This is a genomic window from Gluconobacter sphaericus, from assembly GCF_016757795.1.
Taxonomy (GTDB): domain Bacteria; phylum Pseudomonadota; class Alphaproteobacteria; order Acetobacterales; family Acetobacteraceae; genus Gluconobacter; species Gluconobacter sphaericus.
On the sequence record NZ_CP068420.1, the window covers coordinates 142301 to 162291 of the forward strand.

At 57.8% G+C, this 19991-nt stretch carries 22 protein-coding genes and 1 pseudogene; 14 read left to right on the forward strand and 9 right to left on the reverse strand.

Annotated elements, in window-relative coordinates:
• Positions 1-26: 26 nt before the first annotated feature.
• Complete coding sequence (locus IGS75_RS14280; RefSeq protein ID WP_237469126.1) at positions 27-449, reverse strand: LysR substrate-binding domain-containing protein; 423 nt, start codon at positions 447-449, stop codon at positions 27-29.
• A gap of 30 nt (positions 450-479) precedes the next feature.
• On the opposite strand from IGS75_RS14280, the gene IGS75_RS14285 reads away from it, so the two are divergent.
• The 3 genes and pseudogenes from IGS75_RS14285 (at position 480) to IGS75_RS14290 (ending at position 2267) form a co-directional block, all read left to right on the forward strand.
• Positions 480-1559: an IS5 family transposase gene (locus IGS75_RS14285; RefSeq protein WP_194268042.1), complete on the forward strand. Its 1080-nt coding sequence runs from the start codon at positions 480-482 to the stop codon at positions 1557-1559.
• A 105-nt stretch (positions 1560-1664) separates the two neighbouring features.
• Positions 1665-1742, forward strand: a pseudogene (locus IGS75_RS15610) (hypothetical protein); the annotation flags it as partial.
• Between the two features lie 66 nt (positions 1743-1808).
• Entirely contained in the window at positions 1809-2267 is a 459-nt protein-coding gene (locus tag IGS75_RS14290) for an FAD-dependent monooxygenase (RefSeq protein WP_237469128.1), read from the forward strand.
• Between the two features lie 194 nt (positions 2268-2461).
• On the opposite strand, the gene IGS75_RS14295 is transcribed toward IGS75_RS14290, so the two are convergent.
• From IGS75_RS14295 to IGS75_RS14320, 6 genes are all read right to left on the reverse strand, one after another.
• Positions 2462-2752 (reverse strand): 4Fe-4S dicluster domain-containing protein, encoded by a 291-nt coding sequence (locus IGS75_RS14295; RefSeq protein ID WP_202258682.1) that lies wholly within the window; start codon positions 2750-2752, stop codon positions 2462-2464.
• Positions 2749-3693, reverse strand: a complete 945-nt coding sequence (locus IGS75_RS14300) for an SDR family oxidoreductase (RefSeq protein WP_202258684.1) — start codon at positions 3691-3693, stop codon at positions 2749-2751. The genes IGS75_RS14295 and IGS75_RS14300 overlap by 4 nt, the downstream gene beginning before the upstream one ends.
• Positions 3690-4400: a TetR/AcrR family transcriptional regulator gene (locus tag IGS75_RS14305; protein WP_202258686.1), complete on the reverse strand. Its 711-nt coding sequence runs from the start codon at positions 4398-4400 to the stop codon at positions 3690-3692. Before IGS75_RS14305 ends, IGS75_RS14300 begins: the two co-directional genes overlap by 4 nt.
• Before the next feature lie 244 nt (positions 4401-4644).
• A complete protein-coding gene (locus tag IGS75_RS14310) occupies positions 4645-5406 on the reverse strand; it encodes an SDR family NAD(P)-dependent oxidoreductase (RefSeq protein WP_202258688.1) in 762 nt (253 codons plus the stop codon).
• A gap of 103 nt (positions 5407-5509) precedes the next feature.
• Positions 5510-6409, reverse strand: coding sequence for a LysR family transcriptional regulator (locus IGS75_RS14315; RefSeq protein WP_202258690.1), 900 nt, complete (start codon positions 6407-6409; stop codon positions 5510-5512).
• A gap of 174 nt (positions 6410-6583) precedes the next feature.
• Positions 6584-7165 carry a TetR/AcrR family transcriptional regulator gene (locus IGS75_RS14320; RefSeq protein ID WP_202258692.1) on the reverse strand — a complete coding sequence of 194 codons (582 nt, stop codon included), beginning with the start codon at positions 7163-7165 and terminating at the stop codon, positions 6584-6586.
• Positions 7166-7286: 121 nt separating this feature from the next.
• Between IGS75_RS14320 and IGS75_RS14325 the strand changes: the two genes are divergently transcribed.
• From IGS75_RS14325 to IGS75_RS14340, 4 genes are all read left to right on the forward strand, one after another.
• Positions 7287-8267 carry an SDR family NAD(P)-dependent oxidoreductase gene (locus tag IGS75_RS14325; RefSeq protein ID WP_202258694.1) on the forward strand — a complete coding sequence of 327 codons (981 nt, stop codon included), beginning with the start codon at positions 7287-7289 and terminating at the stop codon, positions 8265-8267.
• Between the two features lie 100 nt (positions 8268-8367).
• Positions 8368-9495, forward strand: a complete 1128-nt coding sequence (locus IGS75_RS14330; protein ID WP_202258697.1) for a metallophosphoesterase — start codon at positions 8368-8370, stop codon at positions 9493-9495.
• A gap of 212 nt (positions 9496-9707) precedes the next feature.
• Positions 9708-10397 (forward strand): hypothetical protein, encoded by a 690-nt coding sequence (locus tag IGS75_RS14335; protein WP_408876502.1) that lies wholly within the window; start codon positions 9708-9710, stop codon positions 10395-10397.
• Positions 10398-10441: 44 nt separating this feature from the next.
• Positions 10442-11580 (forward strand): IS3 family transposase gene (locus IGS75_RS14340; protein ID WP_408876503.1). Its coding sequence is split into 2 segments (ribosomal slippage): positions 10442-10697 and positions 10697-11580, totalling 1140 coding nucleotides; the frame shifts between segments, so codons are not numbered across the junction.
• A gap of 83 nt (positions 11581-11663) precedes the next feature.
• Here the strand turns inward: IGS75_RS14340 and IGS75_RS14345 are convergent.
• A complete protein-coding gene (locus IGS75_RS14345) occupies positions 11664-12110 on the reverse strand; it encodes a hypothetical protein (RefSeq protein ID WP_202258708.1) in 447 nt (148 codons plus the stop codon).
• Between the two features lie 312 nt (positions 12111-12422).
• On the opposite strand from IGS75_RS14345, the gene IGS75_RS14350 reads away from it, so the two are divergent.
• The 6 genes from IGS75_RS14350 to IGS75_RS14375 all read left to right on the forward strand — a co-directional run bounded on the left by IGS75_RS14350 (position 12423) and on the right by IGS75_RS14375 (position 18823).
• The gene (locus IGS75_RS14350; protein WP_202258710.1) at positions 12423-13871 is read left to right on the forward strand and encodes a site-specific integrase; all 1449 of its coding nucleotides are present in this window, start codon (positions 12423-12425) and stop codon (positions 13869-13871) included.
• A gap of 283 nt (positions 13872-14154) precedes the next feature.
• Positions 14155-15069: a replication protein RepA gene (locus tag IGS75_RS14355; RefSeq protein WP_202258712.1), complete on the forward strand. Its 915-nt coding sequence runs from the start codon at positions 14155-14157 to the stop codon at positions 15067-15069.
• Positions 15070-15260: 191 nt separating this feature from the next.
• Positions 15261-16295 carry an AAA family ATPase gene (locus IGS75_RS14360; protein WP_237469130.1) on the forward strand — a complete coding sequence of 345 codons (1035 nt, stop codon included), beginning with the start codon at positions 15261-15263 and terminating at the stop codon, positions 16293-16295.
• Positions 16292-17164: a ParB/RepB/Spo0J family partition protein gene (locus IGS75_RS14365; protein WP_202258716.1), complete on the forward strand. Its 873-nt coding sequence runs from the start codon at positions 16292-16294 to the stop codon at positions 17162-17164. Before IGS75_RS14360 ends, IGS75_RS14365 begins: the two co-directional genes overlap by 4 nt.
• 304 nt (positions 17165-17468) lie before the next feature.
• A complete protein-coding gene (locus IGS75_RS14370) occupies positions 17469-17855 on the forward strand; it encodes a hypothetical protein (RefSeq protein WP_202258828.1) in 387 nt (128 codons plus the stop codon).
• Positions 17852-18823 (forward strand): phosphoadenosine phosphosulfate reductase domain-containing protein, encoded by a 972-nt coding sequence (locus IGS75_RS14375; protein ID WP_202258718.1) that lies wholly within the window; start codon positions 17852-17854, stop codon positions 18821-18823. The genes IGS75_RS14370 and IGS75_RS14375 overlap by 4 nt, the downstream gene beginning before the upstream one ends.
• 2 nt (positions 18824-18825) lie before the next feature.
• Here the strand turns inward: IGS75_RS14375 and IGS75_RS14380 are convergent, their stop codons facing one another.
• Positions 18826-19323 (reverse strand): MucR family transcriptional regulator, encoded by a 498-nt coding sequence (locus IGS75_RS14380; RefSeq protein ID WP_202258720.1) that lies wholly within the window; start codon positions 19321-19323, stop codon positions 18826-18828.
• Positions 19324-19657: 334 nt separating this feature from the next.
• Between IGS75_RS14380 and IGS75_RS14385 the strand changes: the two genes are divergently transcribed.
• Positions 19658-19921, forward strand: a complete 264-nt coding sequence (locus tag IGS75_RS14385; protein ID WP_202258722.1) for a hypothetical protein — start codon at positions 19658-19660, stop codon at positions 19919-19921.
• Positions 19922-19991 lie beyond the last annotated feature (70 nt).

Sequence of the window (19991 nt, forward strand, 5' to 3'; positions counted from 1 at the left end):
GTTCCTCAGTTATGACGGTATTATTTCTAAGAAACAGGAAGATGATATCTCATGGCTTCTACCAACGCTGCAAAAGCTGGTGAGTGTAATCGCCTGCTGGGATAATACAGATAGGGGCCTTCACACTCTAAGCTCCATTCAGAAAGCACCTCAACCAGTTGTCCCATTTCAATATCGGGCTTTGCCAGATCATAAGGAACGTAGCCCAACCCAATCCCATCAATAGCAGCACCGAGGACCAACATAGAGTTGCTAAACGTTGTTTGTCCTGCCACACGAAATGCGATTTCGCGTCCTGTCGGTTCACGAAACTCCCACTTCAGGTTTCCTCCAGCAGTCGTCATCCGCATATTAATACAGTTATGACGGCGCAAATCATGAGGCGTTGCAGGGGGCAGATGGAGGGTTCGAAAAACCTTCTGGATTTGAGGGTTCCTCTGTGATTCCATCTCTCCTGCGTTGATTGGGGATGATGGCAGATGAAGCAGCCGAGTTTCTTTGATGTTGAAGAGCGGCTGGCCCGGTTAAGCGGGCTTGGCGATCAGCTTGAGGCATTTTCCCGGACTGTGGATTTTGAGGTGTTCCGCCCCGATCTGGAGAAGGCTCTGGCCTATTCAGATGGGAGCAAAGGTGGACGACCGCCGTTTGATCCCGTGTTGATGTTCAAGATTCTGGTGATCCAGACGCTGAACAATCTGTCCGACGAGCGAACGGAATATTTGATCAACGACCGCCTGTCCTTCATGCGTTTCCTCGGTTTGGGACTGTCGGACCGGGTACCTGATGCCAAAACGGTCTGGCTGTTCCGTGAGCGTCTGGCCCAGGCGGGAGCTATTGAAAGACTGTTTGACCGGTTTGATGCCACTCTGCGGACCGCCGGTTATCTGCCAATGTCCGGCCAGATCCTGGATGCGACATTGGTAGCCGCCCCAAAGCAGCGCAATACGAACGCTGAGAAAGCTGACCTCCGGGCAGGGCGTATTCCTGAAGATTGGCAGGACAAACCCGCAAAGCTGTCGCATAAGGACCGTCATGCGCGCTGGACACTAAAGTTTACCAAAGCGAAGCGGCAGGATGACGGGACGATCCCAGCCACGGACCTCGCCATTCCGTTCTTTGGCTACAAGTCCCATGTTTCCATCGACCGGAAGTTCCGGTTCATCCGGAAATGGAAGACAACGGATGCTGCTGCCAGTGATGGTGCCAGACTGCGCGAGGGCCTTCTGGATAAAACCAATACGGCCTCAAGCGTCTGGGCTGATACAGCGTATCGCTCGAAAGCCAATGAGGACTTCATGGACAAGCAGGGCTTTGTCTCGAAGGTTCACAGGAAAAAGCCGCATCTCAAACCTATGCCCCGGCATATCCAGAAATCGAATGCTGGAAAGTCGGTGGTCCGATCTCGTGTCGAGCATGTCTTTGCCGATCAGAAATCGCAAATGGGTCTGTTCGTCCGAACTGTCGGTATCACCCGGGCCACCATGAGGATCGGCCTTGCCAATATTGTCTACAACATGCGCCGCTTCCTCTTCCTCGAAAGATTGAACGCGAGCGCGTAGTCCTCCCACTGGCGATGGACCGCGATCTGCTCAAAACGCAGAGCGAAAGTCACCCCCGAAACCCTCAATCAAAGCGCCAAAAAACTAAAATCATCAGACAATCGCATCAACAAACAGTTCTTCGATCCCTCCAATCTCGCCTGGAAGCTTGCGCTTGTCGAGCAGCAGGAAGCAAGGCCGTGCCTGCTGGATAGCTACAGTATCGAGCGTAGTGGTGTAGCGCTGCAGATATTATCGGATTCCAGCCGTATGACCAGGATTGTCCTGCTCAGAAGTCATCTGGCGCAGAAGATACGCAACTTTATTGTAAAGCAGATTTTCTGCATTTCGGTGATCCGTCGCGCCATCGCCAACCGGCTTTCCGGAATCATGATTGGTTATCCCGATAGCCCCCTCAACGTGGGTTCCGCTCGTGGATTGCGTGGCCCCCAACCGGGACAGCGGATGATTTCAGCACGAGGTTCTGAGGGTGGTGGTATTCCCTGCTTTATACTTGCCGCCAGAGACTGTGCTGAAGCGCGGGCCATGATCGCGCGTCATGCATCCTTACTGATGTCCGAAGTGCGCCGGCCACCGGATGAAAATGGCATCTGGCTGGTGCGACCAGATGGCTACGTCGCTGCTACCGCAAAAAGTGGGAATTGGGCGGTAATCGATATGGCCCTGAAAGGAATGGCAGCCGAAACATCCACACTGATGAAGAATTGAAACACGTTGATAATATCCTGCCATGAAACCGGACAGGCAGCATCCGCCTACTTTTAAGACATCCATTGATCTTGAAAGTCTGCCCGTAACCAGACACTGATTACGGAGATAAAGTCACTCCACGTATGGGCGTGCATCATGCTGACTATGCCTGACGAACACGGCACCGCGGCTCAGCCGATTTTCTCTTCGCATCAGACTTTCACGAGTTTGATGGCACGCTCGGGACAGGCCTTTACACAGAGACCGCAGGCACGGCACTGATCGGCATGAGGCGTATACGCGACCATTCCCCCATGAACGCGGCTTTTGATCTTTCCGACAAAAGAGAGCTCACGATAGTCAGAACGGTCGATCTTTCGAACCTCGAAAACATTGTAAGGGCACACGGCGCCACAGGCGTCTTTTCCCTCACAGCGATTGAAATCCACAACAGGGACGACCAGCCCTGTCCGCCCCTCTTCCAAGCATTTAGGTGTGCTCATCGCTCTTTCCCCGTTTCCGTTCGTTTCGATACCGTTCGTTTGACGCTCTGCTGCAAATTCTGACTTTGCCGAAGCCTCCGCGCGAACATCTCAAGCGTGGTCGTCGGCCTCCCCAGCTTTTCCCAGGTTTCCCCGGCGTAAAACGGATCTTCGTGATCTCCGAAATATGCGAACAGATGCGCGACGAACTTCATCTTCGGATTGAAAAGGCCGATCATCCTCATGACCCAGAGTGGGGCCACGCGAATTTTGAGCGAGGGATCGTAGTTTTTTACAAACCGCTCCAGCGCCTGTCTGACGGAGATCGCTTCCGGTCCCTGAACGGGACAGTTTTCTGGCATTGCTTCAGGATTCTGAAACGCTTCGACCACCCATCGCGCATAATCCGCAGCACTGATCCACCAGATCCTGACGCGCGTATTCCCGATCCACTGGATCGCGCGTCCGCTGATCATATGCGGTAGCAATTCCATGAAATGGGTCGGCGCGAAGAAGGTATGGCGGATACCGGCGTCCGCGATAATTTTGTGCCCTTCCATGCGGATGATGTTGGGCACAATGTTTTGCTGGATGTTTCCAAGTGCCGGCGGATAGGCGCCAAGAGCACCGATCTTGGCAATATACTGAATGTCCAGTCCCTGTATGGCCGTCATCAGGTTTCGCACGCCCTCCCGTTCTTCATAGAAAGGAAGGTTCGGGTCCGCCGTTTCGGTCGCGAGATTAAGGTAGAGCGCATCCACCCCATCGAGAGCCGCGCGCAGCCCCGGAACGTCCCGCAGATCGGCCTGAACGATCTCGACAGTGTCCGGGAGCATCCTGCGTGCCTTGTCCGGCGAGCGGACAACGGCCCGGACCTCGAAATGTCTGGCCAGTTCGTTCGCGACCGGAGCGCCAAGCCGACCCGTCGCACCAATGACAGCTATTGTCCTGATCGGTTTCATGGTGTGTCCTGATCCATCGATGCAAAAATTGTCCTGAATTTTTCAGGATCGTAATGCCGGTTTATGGCGGTGTTTCTGAGGCCGATCCCGCGCAGCAGGAAACGGACCGTGTTCTCGACCAGCTTGTCGCGTGTCACGCCGTATTCAACGACCGTGATGTCGGGCAGGCTGATCAGATGCAGCGTGTTCGCCAGATGATGGACGAACCAGATCTCGGCACTGCCGGTCTGAACACCGTCCTCAACATCGCCTGCGTCCTGCGCAACCCGGAAAGATCGTTCGAAAACGCCGATCCAGGGCTTCACGTGCCGGTCGAGGAAAGCCTTCGCGAACTGTCCGTCGCCCAGCAGACTGGCTGTGAGCAGCCGTTTGGTATCGTCGTGAGACTGCGCATCCCCGATGCCGGGGAAGACCGCCTGCACGAGCAGGGCAACACCTGTGACCAGTGTTGCCGTCGAAGGTGCTGCTTCGGCAAGAAGACGGCTGCCGACTGCGTTGGCTTCTACGCAATGAGATTCAAGTTCCGCGTAAAGCACCTCCTTACTGGCGAAGTGCCGGTAAAGAAGGGCCTCGGAGACACCTGCCGCTCTGGCGATCTCTTTCGTGGTCGCACCCTCCCGACCCAGCCGGGCGAAAACGGGAGCCGCCGCTGACAGGATCGCTTGCCTGCGATCCGTCGCGGAAAGTCTGGATGGACGTGAGGGCATGGTTTCTCCTTACGGAGAATTATTAAGTGAGTATTCACTTACATGCAAGCGCCTTATGACACCTCGCCGTATATGACCAGGAGCGGACCGTCGGCTTTCCCCCCTGCACTGCCCATCTGCTCAGTGATGCAGGAGCAGACGGGCGGCAATCGCCTCATCCCCGTCATCCGCTCGATCACAGCCCGTTCTGCAAAGCAAACATAGCCATGACGAGCAGAGAGAGCCGGAAGCGGAAATGATTTGATCAGGCGGGAAGTACTACGCTTTTCCCACCATCGGCCATGGCGATCGCCCCGACCATGAAGCTGGCCTCGTCGGATGCGAGAAAGGCGATGACTTTGGCGATTTCCTCTGGCTGAGCTGCACGTCCGATGGGAGCGTGTCTGCCATAGTCCGCAAGAGCCGATGGGCCGTCCGCATGAATATGGTTGAGAATATTGGTCACGGTATCGCCCGAACCCACTGCATTCACCCGGATCCCATGACCGATTGCTTCCACTGCAAGTGTCCGGGTGAACTGGGCAAGAGCCCCTTTTGACGCAGCATAGGCTGCAATCGATGGAAAGGTCTGGAAGCAGGCATAGGATCCGACATTGACGATTGCGCCGCTACCGTTCGGGATCATCGCACGCATCGCCTCACGCGAGTGCAGGAATGCGCCCCTGATATTGACGGCGAAGATGCGGTCCCAGTCCTCAAGAGTCATGTCCACCACCAGCTTGTTGATGATGATACCCGCATTGTTCACGAGAATATCCAGCTGACCGAACTTCTCGACCGCCGTTGCCACGGCCAGTCGGGCGGCGTCTTCTTCTGTCACGTCCCCGACGAGTGGGACGATGCCTGGCCGGGCAAGGGCGTTGACACCAGGATCGCAGTCCTCCGCGATCACCGATGCACCACGCGCATGAAGCAGTTCCACAGTTGCGCGACCGATCCCGCTTGCAGCGCCGGTGACAATCGCGACCTTGCCTGCAAAATTTCCTGCTGTGTTTTCCGGATCCATCCAAACCTCCTGTGATGTCGAGGACATCATCTGGAGTGACCGGGCCGTAAGTTTAATACCGGATATTCGGGATGGGTTGTACGGCTGGGCAGGTACAATCCGGTCACGGCTTCTTCGCACTGCGCACGGCGGCAATGAAGGTCTTCACTGCAGTCGAGCGATGACGATGCGGAGGATAATAGAGCGCAAAACCTGGAAAAGCAGCGGAATACTCTATCAGCAGGGGAACAAGATGGCCGGCTTCGATAAGTGGCTGGACTTCGCTCTCAACCCATAATGCGATGCCCGCGCCAGCAACGGCGGCATCAAGCGCTGCCCGCTGATCATTGAAGGTCAGTGGACCGGAGACGGCCACGGAGAACCAGACGCCGTTTTCACAGAATTCCCAGTTGTACAGAGCAGCATGCCCCGGCCAGCGGAAACCGATACAGAGATGATCCTGAAGTTCCCGCGGATGGAGTGGCACCCCGTGCTGATCGAGGTAAGACGGGGCGGCAACAGCGATCTGCCGCAAACCGGCCTGAAGCGGGAACGCAATCGCATCCTGATCCAGCATCTCCCCAAGCCGTATCCCGACGTCGAACCGTTCCTGTACGATATCCACTCCGGCATCGTCGATCTGCACCTCGACGCTGATCCGGGGGAAACGTCGGACAAAGTCAGGCAGGAGCGCTTTGAGAAAGAGCTCGTAACCAAGGCGTTGGGCGTGAACCCTCACCGGACCTGCAATTTCGCCGCCCATCGCACCGGCCTCGCTTAAAGCGGCTCCGATTTCTTCGAACGCCACGCCGAACCGCGCCGCCAGACGTGCTCCTGCGGGCGTGGGGCTGACACTGCGCGTTGTTCGGTTCAGGAGCTGAACGCCAACAAAGTTTTCCAGTCGGCGGATCGTTTCACTGAGTGCTGAACGCGACACGCAAAGTTCTCTCGCAGCGGCAACGAAACTGCCTCGGTCAATAATACAGCACAGCGCGCGGAGATCAGAATAGTAGCGGTCAGACATACCTTTCTTTAGCACAAATCGACCAATTTATGGGGCCAAGGGCGATTGATCGTCCCAACCCAGAGGATCGGTCAGTTGGGAGTATAGCGGATTGACGGGATATGCCTTTTTATCCGACATCGCGAAACACGCGCACGACGTTGAATAGGAAGTAAAATTGTGGAGCGTGCGTCTTTACGATGCTGACGACCGTGAACCCGTAATGAGAATGTCAACGAGGCGTTTCGCACTGCTCTCCCAGCCGGGACCAGCCGAAAAATTCGAAACCCCCGCCAGGGCACGGAGCAGATCCAGAGGCTCGATGTCGGCGCGGAACTCACCGGCGGCAATGGCAGCGGAGACAAGGCTGTTGACCGCGGCTTTGAGAACGTCACCGGAATGCGCATAGAGCGCGCCCGTTCCCCCGACCAACCCGTTGAGCGCGGGGGCGATGACCTGCTTGGCGGCGATGTAATCCACGAACAGTCGCATCCATGCGCGCAGCGCCTCCACCGGAGGATGTTGCGCGGCCAGAACCGGCGCTGCTTCGGCAAGGCGGTCCAGTTCAGCGCGATATACCGCCTCGATAAGAGCGTCGCGGTTGGGAAAGTGACGGTAGAGCGTACCAATACCCACGCCCGCGCGCCGCGCGACTTCGTCCAGAGGAATATCCACCTCACCCACCGTAAACGCGGTTTTGGCCACGTCCAGGAGCTGTTGCCGGTTGCGCTGTCCGTCGCTGCGCGGTCGGCGACGGGTTTTTTTCACGTCGGTCACCTGTCCTCCCCTTGTTAAACGGAGTGATGCTCCGTATATATAAAACGGAGCAATGCTCCACATAATCCATCCAATGCCGCTTCGGCAAGGAACGGATGCACCATTTCAGGGAGTTCCACCCATGACTCAGGTTTTTGGCGCAACCTCAACGACTGATGATGTTCTCTCCGGCGTGTCCCTGAAGAACAAGCGCGTTCTCGTGACCGGCGTTTCCGCTGGACTGGGTGTCGAAACAGCCCGGGCGCTGGCGGCTCATGGCACGCATGTCGTAGGCGCGGTACGCGATCTTGCAAAAGCGAAGCGCGCAACCGATCAGGTCCGCGAGGCTGCGGCGCAGGGAGGCGGCGCATTCGAACTTACCGCGCTGGACCTTGCGGATCTGGCGAGCGTCCGCGCCTGCGCCGACCGTCTGAACGCACAAGGCGCGCCGTTCGATCTGATCATCGCCAATGCGGGCGTGATGGCGACGCCGTTCGGACATACGAAAGACGGGTTCGAGACGCAGTTCGGCACCAACCATCTGGGACATTTCGTTCTGATCAACCGGATCGCCGGCCTGCTGCGCGATGGTGCACGTGTGGTCAATGTGTCCTCGGCCGGACATCGCTTCGCCGATGTTGATCTGGACGACCCGAATTTCGACCATACGCCTTACGTGCCGTTTGTGGCCTATGGACGCTCCAAGACCGCCAATATTCTCTTTGCCGTCGCCTTTGATGCGCGGCATCGCTCACGGGGCGTGCGGGCAACAGCTGTTCACCCCGGCGCAATCATGACGGAACTGGTGCGGCATATGGCGCCTGGCGAGATCGAAGCCATGGTGAGTCAGGTCAACGAACAGGCCATCGCCGAGGGCCATGAGCCGTTCCAGTTCAAGACCATCCCGCAGGGTGCCGCAACCTCGGTCTGGGCCGGCAGCGTGGCTGATGCCGATGCAGTAGGGGCGCATTACTGTGAGGACTGCCACGTCAGCGATGTGATCCCGGACGACCAGCCGATCAGTCTGGTTAATCCGGGGGTCCGCGCCTACGCTCTTGATGCGACACGCGCCGAAGCCCTGTGGACAAAGAGCGAAGAGATGGTCGGAGAACGCTTCGCCTGACGTGGTCGCGCGAACAACAATTTCTGGTCAGCGCAGGCTCACAGCTGTGCCGGGGACGCCGACGGCCATCGTAAGCCGCCGGCTCCGCCTATCCAGGAGGATGTCCATACTCGTGCGCATTATCGTATTCGGTCTGCTTCTGTCGATCGTGATTCTGAACTGGTTATGGCCCCTCCCTCTCCCGGTTGTCGTGAAACTTCTGGTGGCCGTCTTCGTCATCGTGGCATCGCAATACCAGTTCTGGAGCAGGCTCTCCTCCGGTTCGGTATTCGCGCCGGAGTTCCCGAAACCGCTTATCATCCTGTTCAACTGGGCGGTCGGGACAATCCTGTTTCTCACGCTATTTCAACTTGCCCTCGATCTCGGTGCGCTGGTGGTTGCGCTGGTTACTTGGCAGCCGGTTCGGATCGCTACCGAAGCCCGCATCGCGGTAGGTGGACTAGCCGGGCTGCTCGCAGCCATCGGCGTCACCAATGCTCTGCGGGTGCCCCCTGTCAGGGATGTGACCGTCACCATACGCGGATTATCCCCGCTGTTTGATGGATACCGACTGCTCCAGCTGAGTGATCTGCACATCACGCGGCTTTTTTCTGCGGGATGGGCCGCTCATGTCGTAGCGCGCGCCAATGCGGCCGATGCCAATCTGATCGTCGTGACTGGGGATTTCATCGACGGGTCGGTAAACATGCGCCGTGCTGACATCGCACCGCTTGCGGAGCTGCACGCGCCCGATGGCGTACTGGCCGCTCCGGGCAACCATGAATATTTCTTCGATTATGCGGCCTGGATGTGCCATCTGTCGGCACTGGGTTTCGATATGCTGGAAAACCGGCATAGGGTGATCACGCGCGGAACGGCCCAGCTGGTGATCGCGGGCGTGACGGATCGCTCGGCGCGTGGACACGGTCAGTTGGGCCCGGATCTTGACGCCGCGCTGGAGGACTGTCCTGCCCATGCGCCGGTTGTGCTGCTCGATCATCAACCTGGCGATGCCCGGTCCGCGGCGGCTCGGGGTGTGGCGCTTCAGCTCTCGGGCCATACGCATGGCGGGATGATCCGCGGCCTCGACCGGCTGGTCGCGCGGGGCAATAACGGCTTTGTCTCCGGACGCTACCAGGTGGGCGGCATGACACTCTATGTCAGCAACGGGACCGGTCTATGGCCCGGCTTCGCGCTTCGACTGGGCGTACCGGCCGAAATCACGCGGTTTCATCTGCGGGCCGGATAGGGTTCGTGGCTGATGGAAGAGGCGCGCAGCTGCAAGGCATCTTCTGAAAGCCCGCAATCCCAATTCAGGTCCTGCGATGCGGCTGACGAGAACGTAAGTATCGGTCTTGATCGAGAGACTGATCCGGGTTCATGCAACCGGACGTGATGAAATATCCTGAGCGCTTCTTCAGCACTCCTTTCTAAGGCGGCCCCTCGCCGCCTGTTTGTTCGGTGAACCCTTTGACGAAACTCATCCCTCTCTGTGTCCCGTTTGAGCGCCGCCAGGACGCGTCCCGGGGCGGTGCCTTCTTCAACGGGGAGCAGAAGTGCTGGATGGGGCACCGGGACAAACTCGACGCCCTTATGCCTTTCGTCCCTTACCGGTATCGGCCGGACCGCAAGCCCCCCTATATCCGTCCGTGGATGGTGCCGCAGGCGCTGTGGGGCTTCAATCTGCGTGCCTTCCTTGCTCCGGAAGACTGGAACCGGATCCGGAAGGATGCCTATGCGCGCTCCGGGTCCCGTTGCCGGGTGTGCGGAGGACGGGGCCCCCAATGGCCGGTCGAAGCTGACGAAGGATGGGCGTATGACGACGAGCGGCGGATCCAGACCCTCAAAGGGGTGATTTCTCTCTGTCCGGACTGCCATGGCGTGCGTCACTGGGGAAGGTCCCTGAGTGAAGGCCGACAGGATGCCGCCCTGGCCTGGATGGCAGAGATCAATGGCTGGAGCCACGCCGAGGCGGCCCGTTGCGGAGACCAGGCCATGCAGCAGTGGCATACGCGCAGCCGTCACACGGACTGGCAGTGCGATATCTCATGGGCGATCCGGAATTACAGTGTCGTGCCGGTCAAGGACGGAGAAACACTGGCCCGCGAGCTCAACCGGAAATTCGTGCAGCATGGACGTGTCGCGGTTTAGTTCCGGACCTTTAAGACCGAAGATGGTCATGAAGGAGACGTGGAATGGGACGAGTTTATAAAGCTGAGTTCAGGCACGAGGCGGTGCGTTTAGCTCTGAGCAGCGGCCTGTCGCGTGAGCGTATTGCCCAGGATCTGGGTATCGGCTCCTCGACGCTGAAGAAATGGATCCGCGATGCGCAAAAGCTTGATACTGTAGTCGCTGACACAACAGATCATACGGCTTTATTGCGTGAGAATGAGAAATTACGCCGTGAGAACCTTCTGCTGCGGGAGGAGAGGGAGCTGTTAAAAAAGGCGACACAGTTCTTCGCGAGCCAAAAGTCGTGAGGTTTGTCTTTATTGCTCGATATCATGGGCCACTTTCACGCGAACGGGTCTGCCGCCTGTTTGGCGTCAGCGACCGGGGTTTCAGGGCCTGGCGACGACGCCCGGTCTGTGCCCGCAAAAGACAGGATGACATCCTGATGGTCCATATCCGCGCCATTCACGCTCAGAGCAGGCAAAGCTACGGACGCCCCCGTATGACAGAAGAACTCAGGGCTGCGGGTCTGTCTGTCGGGCATCGTCGCGTTGGACGTCTGATGCGCGAGAATGCCATTCGTGTTGTCAGGACACGACGCTTCAAGGTGACCACGAACAGTTCGCACAAGCACAGTATTGAACCCAACCTTCTGGGGCAGGATTTTTCAGCACCAGCGCTGAACCAGAAATGGACAGCGGACATCACATATATCTGGACATGTGAAGGCTGGGTTTACCTGGCTGTGGTGCTGGACCTCTTCTCACGAAGAGTCATCGGCTGGAACCTTGAGGTCCGTATGACCGCAGATCTTGCCACGACAGCGTTACAGCGCGCTATTGCCTTGCGTCAGCCACCACCAGGCTGCATCCATCATGCGGATCGCGGCAGTCAGTATTGTTCAGAGGATTACCGCAAACTCCTTTCTACTCATGGCTTTATCGTGTCCATGAGCAGAAAGGGAAACTGCTGGGACAATGCTGTCACGGAAAGCTTCTTCAAGACCTTAAAAGCGGAACTCCTGTGGCGGCAAGCCTGGATGACGCGTCAGGACGTCGAGCAGGCCATCACATCCTACATTAATGATTTCTATAATCCGCAGAGGCTGCACTCTGCACTTCAATGGAAAAGCCCTCTGGATTATGAGCGCAACGCCGCTTAACAGATAACCCATGGTCCAGAACTAAACCGCGACACGTCCAGCAGGCGCGCTCAACCGTCAGAGCCGGTCACTGAGCCGGCTTTTCACAGGCCCGGCCCCCTGATCCCGGCCCGATAGAGTCCTTCAAACAAATCCCCAAGCGCCAGACGCCGTCGCAATGTCAGACGTCGTTGCGCCAGGTGATACATCCGGTCGTGCAGCAGATGGCAGCGCTGACAGAGCGCACGCAGATTGCGCCACCGGTTGCTGGTGGGGTCGTGATTCAGATGAGCCGCTGCCAGTACCACTTTCGTCTGTCGCATCTGCAGATGCTCAATCAGGTCGGGAGGGGCCACCCGCCTGCCCCGGCCATTGAACCAGTGCCCTGTTTCCGGATGCTTCCATCGACCGCCCGGCAGGACCTGAAGGTGATATCCATGCGGCCGGCCGCAGCGCTGACAGACACCCCCTGCCCGCTCGAACCTGACCTGCCGGCTCAGTTCAGGCCAGTTGGGAGGATACAGCGCTTTCAGTTCCGGTCGGATCGGCATTCCGGTTTTTTAGCACATGCTCTCTCGCCAGAGATCAGCGTCTGCGGCCGGACCTCGACTTTCTAACCCTGCCCTATGTCAAAGCAGCGCCCTCATGGGCGTCTTGAAGCAGGCGCTGCAAAATTGGGTGGCCGGACCTTGCCTTACGTTTTACTAATTCTCTTTTACGAGGAGACATTGGCGCGCTTCCCCAACGGGCCGCGCGCGCCTTGCAGCAAAAGTCCACAGCAGCACGTTGATCCGTTTCCGGTCCTCTGCCCCGTCCCGGCTTCATGCTATCAGAAGCCAGGTTCTGGTTTTACGGAGGCGTTCATGCTCAGCCATCTTCATATCGCAGGCTCAGCAAAGGCGGCCCGTGAAGCTTTGCTGGACCGGCTGGACCAGAAGACCCGGCAGCAGCTTCCTGCCGGCGATCTGACAGAAGCGGTGGCCCTTCTCTCGACCGGTCGCTTCTCCCCTCGTCTCTCTCTGGTCATTCGCGGTATCGAATACCGGGACAACGAGTTTGCCGAGGACACGGTCCTGTCGCCCGATGTCGAGACGGCCGAGGAGGCCCTGGCCATCGCCAGCGCCCATCTGACCGCCCTGCCATCCGGGCACGAACTGGCGATCGCTCTGGATCTCGAACCCGAACCGGTGTTCGTCGCCTGGCTCAGGCCGAAGGCCGCCAGACGGCGCAAAGCGGGATCGCAGGCGGCCACGCTGGCGCCGCTGGCCTCTCCTCTGGGTCAGCAGTCTGGCGCGGTCCTGCAGTGGTTCGATGCCCTGACTGACGAGGCCCTGCCCGACTATGACGGGACGCTGGTGACGGCGGAGCGCGCCTCAAAGACCTATTCCCGCGCCGCGAAGGCAGTGAACACACGTCGCACCTATCGATCGGCCGTGCGCTCCTGGTGCGCATGGGCGGCAGGACATGGGCTCCCTGCCCTGCCCGCCCGCAGCGAGGATGTCGCCGCCTATCTGGCTGATCTTGCGCTGCAGAAGAAGCGACCCGCGACGGTGGATCTGCACCGTGCCGCACTGCGCTATCTGCACCATGTTGCCCAAGTTCCCGTCCCGACCTCCCATGCCCTTGTGTCCGAAACGGTTGCGGGCATCCGCAGGACGTCAGCGGAAAGCGCGTCCCGTCAGGTCAAGGGGCTGACCTGGGATCTGTTGAGCGAGGTCATCGAGCAGATCGATACGGATGAGCTGGTGGGCGTTCGGGACAAGGCCATTCTTCTGCTCGGCTTTGCCGGCGCCCTCCGACGGTCCGAAGTGGCAGCGCTGTGCCTGGAGAACGTGGCGCTGGATGATGACGGAATGCGGATCCGGCTCGATCGCTCCAAGGGTGACCGGACCAGTCAGGGTGTCGAGGTGGCGATCCCGAGGGGGATTACCGGTCTCTGCCCGGTTCGGGCGTATGAGGCGTGGGTTCGGAAAGCAAAGCTGAAAGAAGCCAAGGGACCGGTTTTCCGGCGCGTGTGGCTCCCGCCCGCTGCACAGGCAGGTGATCCCCCTGCCCTGCCCACTATGGGCACTGAGGCGCTGTCTGACCGGTCTGTGGCCCGGATCATCCAGAAGCGCTGCCTTGATGCGGGTCTGACGGGCGATTTCAGCGGACACAGTCTGCGCCGGGGCGCGATCACGACAGGCGCGCGGGATGGCACCGATCTGGTCTCGCTCAAGCGCTTCTCCCGCCATCAGACCTTTGGCGTCGTGGAGAAGTATATCGAGGTTGAGGATGCCATGGCCAAGCATCCTGGGCGAAGTCGGTTTTAAAGCCTTTATCCCCAGCTTTGCGTGGGCTTTTGGTGCGCTCGCGTGGGATCTTGTTGCAGAAAGAGAAACAGGAAATGACAGTTTCCCTCGTCCCTAGAAGTTATCCCGTGGGCTTTTGGTGCACCTACTAATATATATTCTACTAATAACCCCTAGTGGTTGCGCAACAAGAGTCCGCAGACAATTTAAGGTGGTAAATTTCGCACAATCCCGGCTAGGAAGATCGAGGGTGCATCAAAAGTCCACGGAGACATCCTCTTGAGACTTCGTCTAACGTCACCCTATGAGCGATATACATAAACGCATCGAGGTCTATGGTCGCCAAGGCGCGCTCGATCTTACTTCAAGCGACGCAGAGCGGCGGGCTTTGGATGCGGCTCTAGAATTTTTGAGCGACGAAGATCCTTCTCTTGGGTTTCTATATTCAGGATGGTGCCAAACCGGCTTACCTCATCGCCGATTAGACGATGACCAAATATGGCTTCTCGAAACTAGCTATGTCCGCCTAATGGTGGAACCGGGCTCGGTAAAACGCGACGGAGTGCCTGCTCGTATTGGGGTACCGTACGGTTCTAGAGCAAGATTAATACTTCTTTTCCTGCAGACAGAAGCGATCAAAACAAATAGTCGCGAAATCGAGTTGGGAAAATCTCTTAGAAGCTGGCTGAAGAGACTCAATGTTCCCATCGGAGGGAAATCGATGACGGACGTTAAGGAGCAAGCCACGAGGATTTCGCGGTGTAGAATGACGTTCGAGATTAAAGACGGGAATAAAATCGGTCTTATAAATCAAAACATAGTCGACACAGCTTTATTTACCGACGAGCACGATGGCGCACTTTTAGAAACCGTTCGTCTTTCTGAGAGCTTTTTCGATCAGCTGAAACGCCATCCCGTTCCGCTTCAGGAATCTGCTATACGAGCGATTTCTAACAATTCACAGGCTCTCGATATCTATTTCTGGCTGGTCTATCGTCTGCACGAACGAGTAACCGTCCAAAAAGTCTCTTGGCCTGCTCTGAAAGCCCAATTTGGTGCAAGCTACACTCACATGCGGAACTTCAAAATACGCTTCAGAGATGCGTTGCAAATCGCATTAGCAATCTATCCAGAAGCTAGAGTGAGTATCGACGAGGATGGTGTCATCCTAGCCCCAAGCGCAAGTCCAGTTTCAAAACGGGTCCCGGGGAAGATATGATAGAGAAACGCAATCCCAGATGACCGACGTGCGCACCAAAAGTCCACGGCCTCGAGTCTTAACGATAAGTGATGCAACGTTGCATCGGTTGCTGCTCAAACAAAAACGTCCCTTTTTTCTCTGTTGATGTTGACTTGTTGATGTTGAGTGTTGAGTGTTGATCCTATCCTTTTGGTATGGAGACCGACATAATGCCCACACTCAAAGAAATTAGAGAGCAATTAGGCTTTTCGCAGAGCCAACTGAAAGATGTCTTGAACCTGCGTTTGTGCAGGAGCTATGATCGGCACACGATTTCTCGATGGGAAAATGGCAAACAACCTCTCCCTACTGAAGTGACGACGGAGTTAGAGACCCTGCTGCATGGGGAAAAGCGTCAAACGACGATCATAACCTTCGCGAACCAGAAAGGGGGCGTAGGAAAAACTACCAGCGCTCTCAATGTGGCAGTTGCCCTTTCTAAAATGGGCTACCGCGTACTGCTGATAGACGTAGACCCCCAAGCAAGCGCGACTTCCGCCCTACTAGGTATGCACATTGTACCGCTATACCGCCAAGGTAGAACGCTGGCTCACGCTCTTCTTAAAGATGCACCAATAACGGACTGCATTGTTAGAAAAGGAATGGTCCACGGTACCGACGTAGAAATTCCGGTCGATTTCTGCCCCAGTCACATTGACCTCGCTGAGGTCGATATCCGCCGCGAACCTGGCACCGAAGGTTTGCTAAAGGATGCAATTGCCCAAGTACAGGACGAATACGAGTTCATTATTCTAGATTCCCCTCCCCATCTTGGTTTTCTTACCTGGATGGCTTTAGCGGCATCCAACACAGTGTTTGTCCCAGTAAGAACTGAGCCTTATGACGTTATGGGTGTTAATCTGATTCTCGACACCATTTCCAAGGTAAATCGCCGCAGCAATCCGCGGTTACGTTTGGGAGGAGTGTTGCCAACGCAGTTTGTCCAAAACCAATATGTAGACGTCGGGATCGTCGAACACCTCATTAACGTGATGGGTAATCGCGCGCCAGTTCTCGAGCCTGTTCCGTCTAGTACGTCGTTTAGCAACGCAGCCTGGGCATCCAAAATTCCAGTTGAGGCGGCGCCTCGAAGTCCTGCTGTCAGAGTATATGTACGGCTAGCGGAGGCTATCGCCGGCCGGCGCTCCTTCATTCACGCTGCGTCTGCCCTTGGCCTCGAAGCGGTTAAAGGAGAAGCACTATGAAGCGGCCTTTTAAGCAACGACCTCCCTCTGCCTTTTCTCAAACTCATTCAGAAATTATGAGTCAGGTTGATGCACCGTTTTTGGGTGAAGGCAAATTTCGACACTCATTCGAGGCCGGGATCGACAAGATCTCACCTGATCCAAACCAGCCTCGGCGAAGTTTCGATCAAGCTGCCTTAGACGAACTTGCTGAGTCGCTGAAGGCACAAGGCCAGCTACAGCCAATCCTCCTTCGACAAGACCCATCCCATAGGGACATGTGGATTGTTGTTGCAGGCGAGAGGCGGTGGCGAGCGGCTAAGTTGGCTGGCTGGACCTCCATCTTGGCAGTCCCTCACGAGGGGAACTCGACGTCGGCGGCGCTGATGGAGAACCTGATGCGAGTAGACTTGAACCCCGTCGAAGAGGCTCGCGGAATAAGAAACTTGCTGGACCACAATAACTGGTCTCAACGGAAGGCAGCCGTTGAACTCGGAATGGATCAGGCGCGGATAAGTAGAGCGATACGGGTACTAAGCCTTCCAGAAGAGTTTCTCGATTTGGCAGGGAAATCAGCGGTACCGATGAACGTGCTTGTCGGAATTGCTCGTGAGGATGACACAGTGTGCCGCGAAGGCCTTATGAGAAAAGCGTTAGCAGGTGAACTCACAGTTGCATCTCTGAAAAATAAAAGTGCAGCTGAAGAAGTTCAAATGGAAAAGGCGGTCGCCCAAGGGGCTAATAGGAGGCGACGTCTTAACATAGCCAAGACGGCACCAAAAATCATTGAGATGCTCCGGCAGGCCGAGGAGAATAACACAGCGTTTAGTACAGCTGATATCGCTGCGCTTCGATCATTATACGAAGAGCTTTCTAAACTAGTCGGATAGCCCCATCTGGGTGATGCAACGTTGCATCATCCAAGCGTGAGATAAGTCTGATGCAACATTGCATCATCTTGCTCGCCCTTGTCGAGCGAGATCACAGTGGAGGGTAAAACGTCCAAAAGCGTGAAAAGACAAGAAGGAGAATGAGGCCTACCTGTCAGCCGCCCGTGCTGCAACAGGTGGGTCGCCGTCCGTCCTCCCCATGCTCGCCGGCTGCGCCGCCTGTGCGTGGGTGCGGGTGACGCCGATCCTGCCGCTACGCGGCACTGTTGCACCCCGGTCGCCCGCCAGGCCGTCGCAAAGATGTTTGAAGAACCAGAGATGGATCGAGCATCATGCGACGCTACCAGTTTCCCTATGTCCCAACACCCCGTGGCCGGCCGCCCATGCGCTGGCAACCTGCCGCCGCTGCAACATGCACTGGGAGGACGGCGATCCCGCACTCACGATTGCCTGCGCGGGGTGCGGCGCTCCTGCGGATGAACCGTGTCGCCGCCGCTCTGGTGGCAATGAACGCGTGTGCGCCTGTCGTGACGAGGCCGCCGTGCAGATGGGGCTGCTCAAACGGTGCGACGACCTGACCTGGGATGGCCGCCATGAAAAGCCGCTGCTGCTGAGGGAACGCCCGATCGCCGAGGCTCTGATGTGCCGCTCGGTGCGGACAGGCGCCCCGGTCAGCCGGTGGGCGTCATGAGCCCGGATCTCGCGTCCTATGACACCATCATCGTCGCCGTGTCCGGGGGCAAGGACGGCACGGCCTGTCTGCTTTCCCTGCTCGAAGCCGGTGCCCCGGTCGAGCGCATTGAGCTCGGGCACCACGAGGTGGATGGGGCAGGGCGGTCCTTCATGGATTGGCCCTCCACAGGCCCGTATGTCGCAGCACTCGCTCGGGACTTCAGCCTGCCTCTCTATCGGTCCTGGCGGGAGGGTGGCTTCGAGCGCGAAATGCTGCGGGACAATGCGCCCACAGCTCCGGTTGTCTTTGAAACCCCTGACGGGGTCATCAGAGCAGGAGGGCAGGGGCCAGAGGGGACACGCCTGCGCTTTCCCCAAGTTTCTGCCAGTCTTTCCGTGCGCTGGTGTTCGGCGAGCCTCAAGGTCGATGTGGCGGACCGTGCCTTGCGTGGGCAGGACCGGTTTCTGAACCGCCGTACCCTGGTCGTCACCGGCGAGCGTGCTGAGGAAAGTCCGGGAAGAGCGCGTTATGCAGCGTTCGAACCGCACCGGACCGATACACGCTCCGGAAGGCGACGCAGGCGACATGTCGATCACTGGAGGCCCGTACATCGGTGGTCCGAGGCCGAAGTCTGGGCCATCCTCAAGCGCTGGCGCGTGATGCCAGCCTATCCGTACCAGGCAGGCTTTTCGCGGCTGTCCTGCGCGTTCTGCATCTTTGGCAATGCAGACCAGTTCGCCACCCTGAAATGGATGGATGCGACCCGGTTTGCCAAACTGGTGAAATATGAAAGAGACTTCGGCTGCACGATCAAGCGCGACAGGGGGCTGGAGCAGCTGGCGTCCGAAGGAAGGGTCTATCAGGCGGCCCGGTCGCGGCCCGACCTGGTGGCGGCCTGCCTGTCAGATCGCCCGTTGCAGACGGTTCTCACAGGAAACTGGACCCTCCCGGCCGGTGCCTTCGGCACCGGGGGAGGGCCGGTCTAGTCTCAGGCGCGGGCCGGACGGCCGCGACGCTTCTCGGGAAGCTTCTTTACCGGAGGAAGTTCTTCTTCCTGAGGCAAAGAGGAGCGGTTCCTGGAGCCCAGGCCAATTTCACGTGCAAGAGCCGAGCGCTGTGCGGAATAGCCGGGAGCGACCATCGGATACTCCGAGGGGAGACCCCAGCGGGCCCGGTATTCATCAGGTGTCATATTATACGCGGTCTTGAGATGACGACGCAGCATTTTCAGCTTTTTCCCGTCTTCGAGACAGATGATGTAGTCCGGGAAAACCGACTTCTTCGGATTGACCACGGGAACCGGGGCGTCCTCGACCTGGGCCTCGGGGGCCGCCGGAACGGTCAGGGCCGAATGGACGGAGCGGATCAGGCCCGGGAGCACATCGGGCGCGACATCGTTTCTTGAAAGATAGGCGGCCACGATTTCGGCCGTCAGGGAACGCAGGTCAGAGTGAGGGGACTCTGTGGCGGGTGTCAGGTCAGTCATGAAATCCCTCAGTGTAATGATGGTGAGTTGTAAATCGTTTCTGTGAACGGTGACTGCAAGTCAGCCACGACAATACATTACTCCGGTTAACAGCATCTTCACACTCGCAGCACGGTTTTTTCAGACCTGCAGAAGAGCTGGAAGCAAAAGAAAAAAGGAAAAGAGGGAAGGGGAGAAGGGGGCACCACGGGATCGTCCTGTGCGGCAAGGGGTGGGGCCGTCCGTGTCCTCGCTGGCGCTGCGGGCCGGGCGGTCCCGACGCTGACGCGTCGCCCTTGCCCCCCAGCACGCCGCCGCGGTTGCCGGAGAGGGTCAGGAAAGGAGAAAGACACCGATGCCGAGCGTGGCCCTTACGTCCCCGGAAACACAATCGCAGTTCAGTCTGGTTCAGGCCCATCAGGAGGGCTGGACCATCCTCGAAGGTTGCGGTCCCGAAAACATGGAAACCCAGATCCGCGGCGTGACCTGCTCGGACCAGCATGCCTGGTGGCGCGTGTCACAGAAGGCCCGCTGCGGATCGGAATACCATCGCGAGGCCCTGTCGCGTCTTTCCGACAATGAACGCGCACAGATCAGCCTGCGGTTCGGACCGCTCTGATCCCCTGATGCCGCGCGCCTGACCGCGGGCGCGGCTCCGTCACCATTCCACCATCCTGTTTCTCTGACCC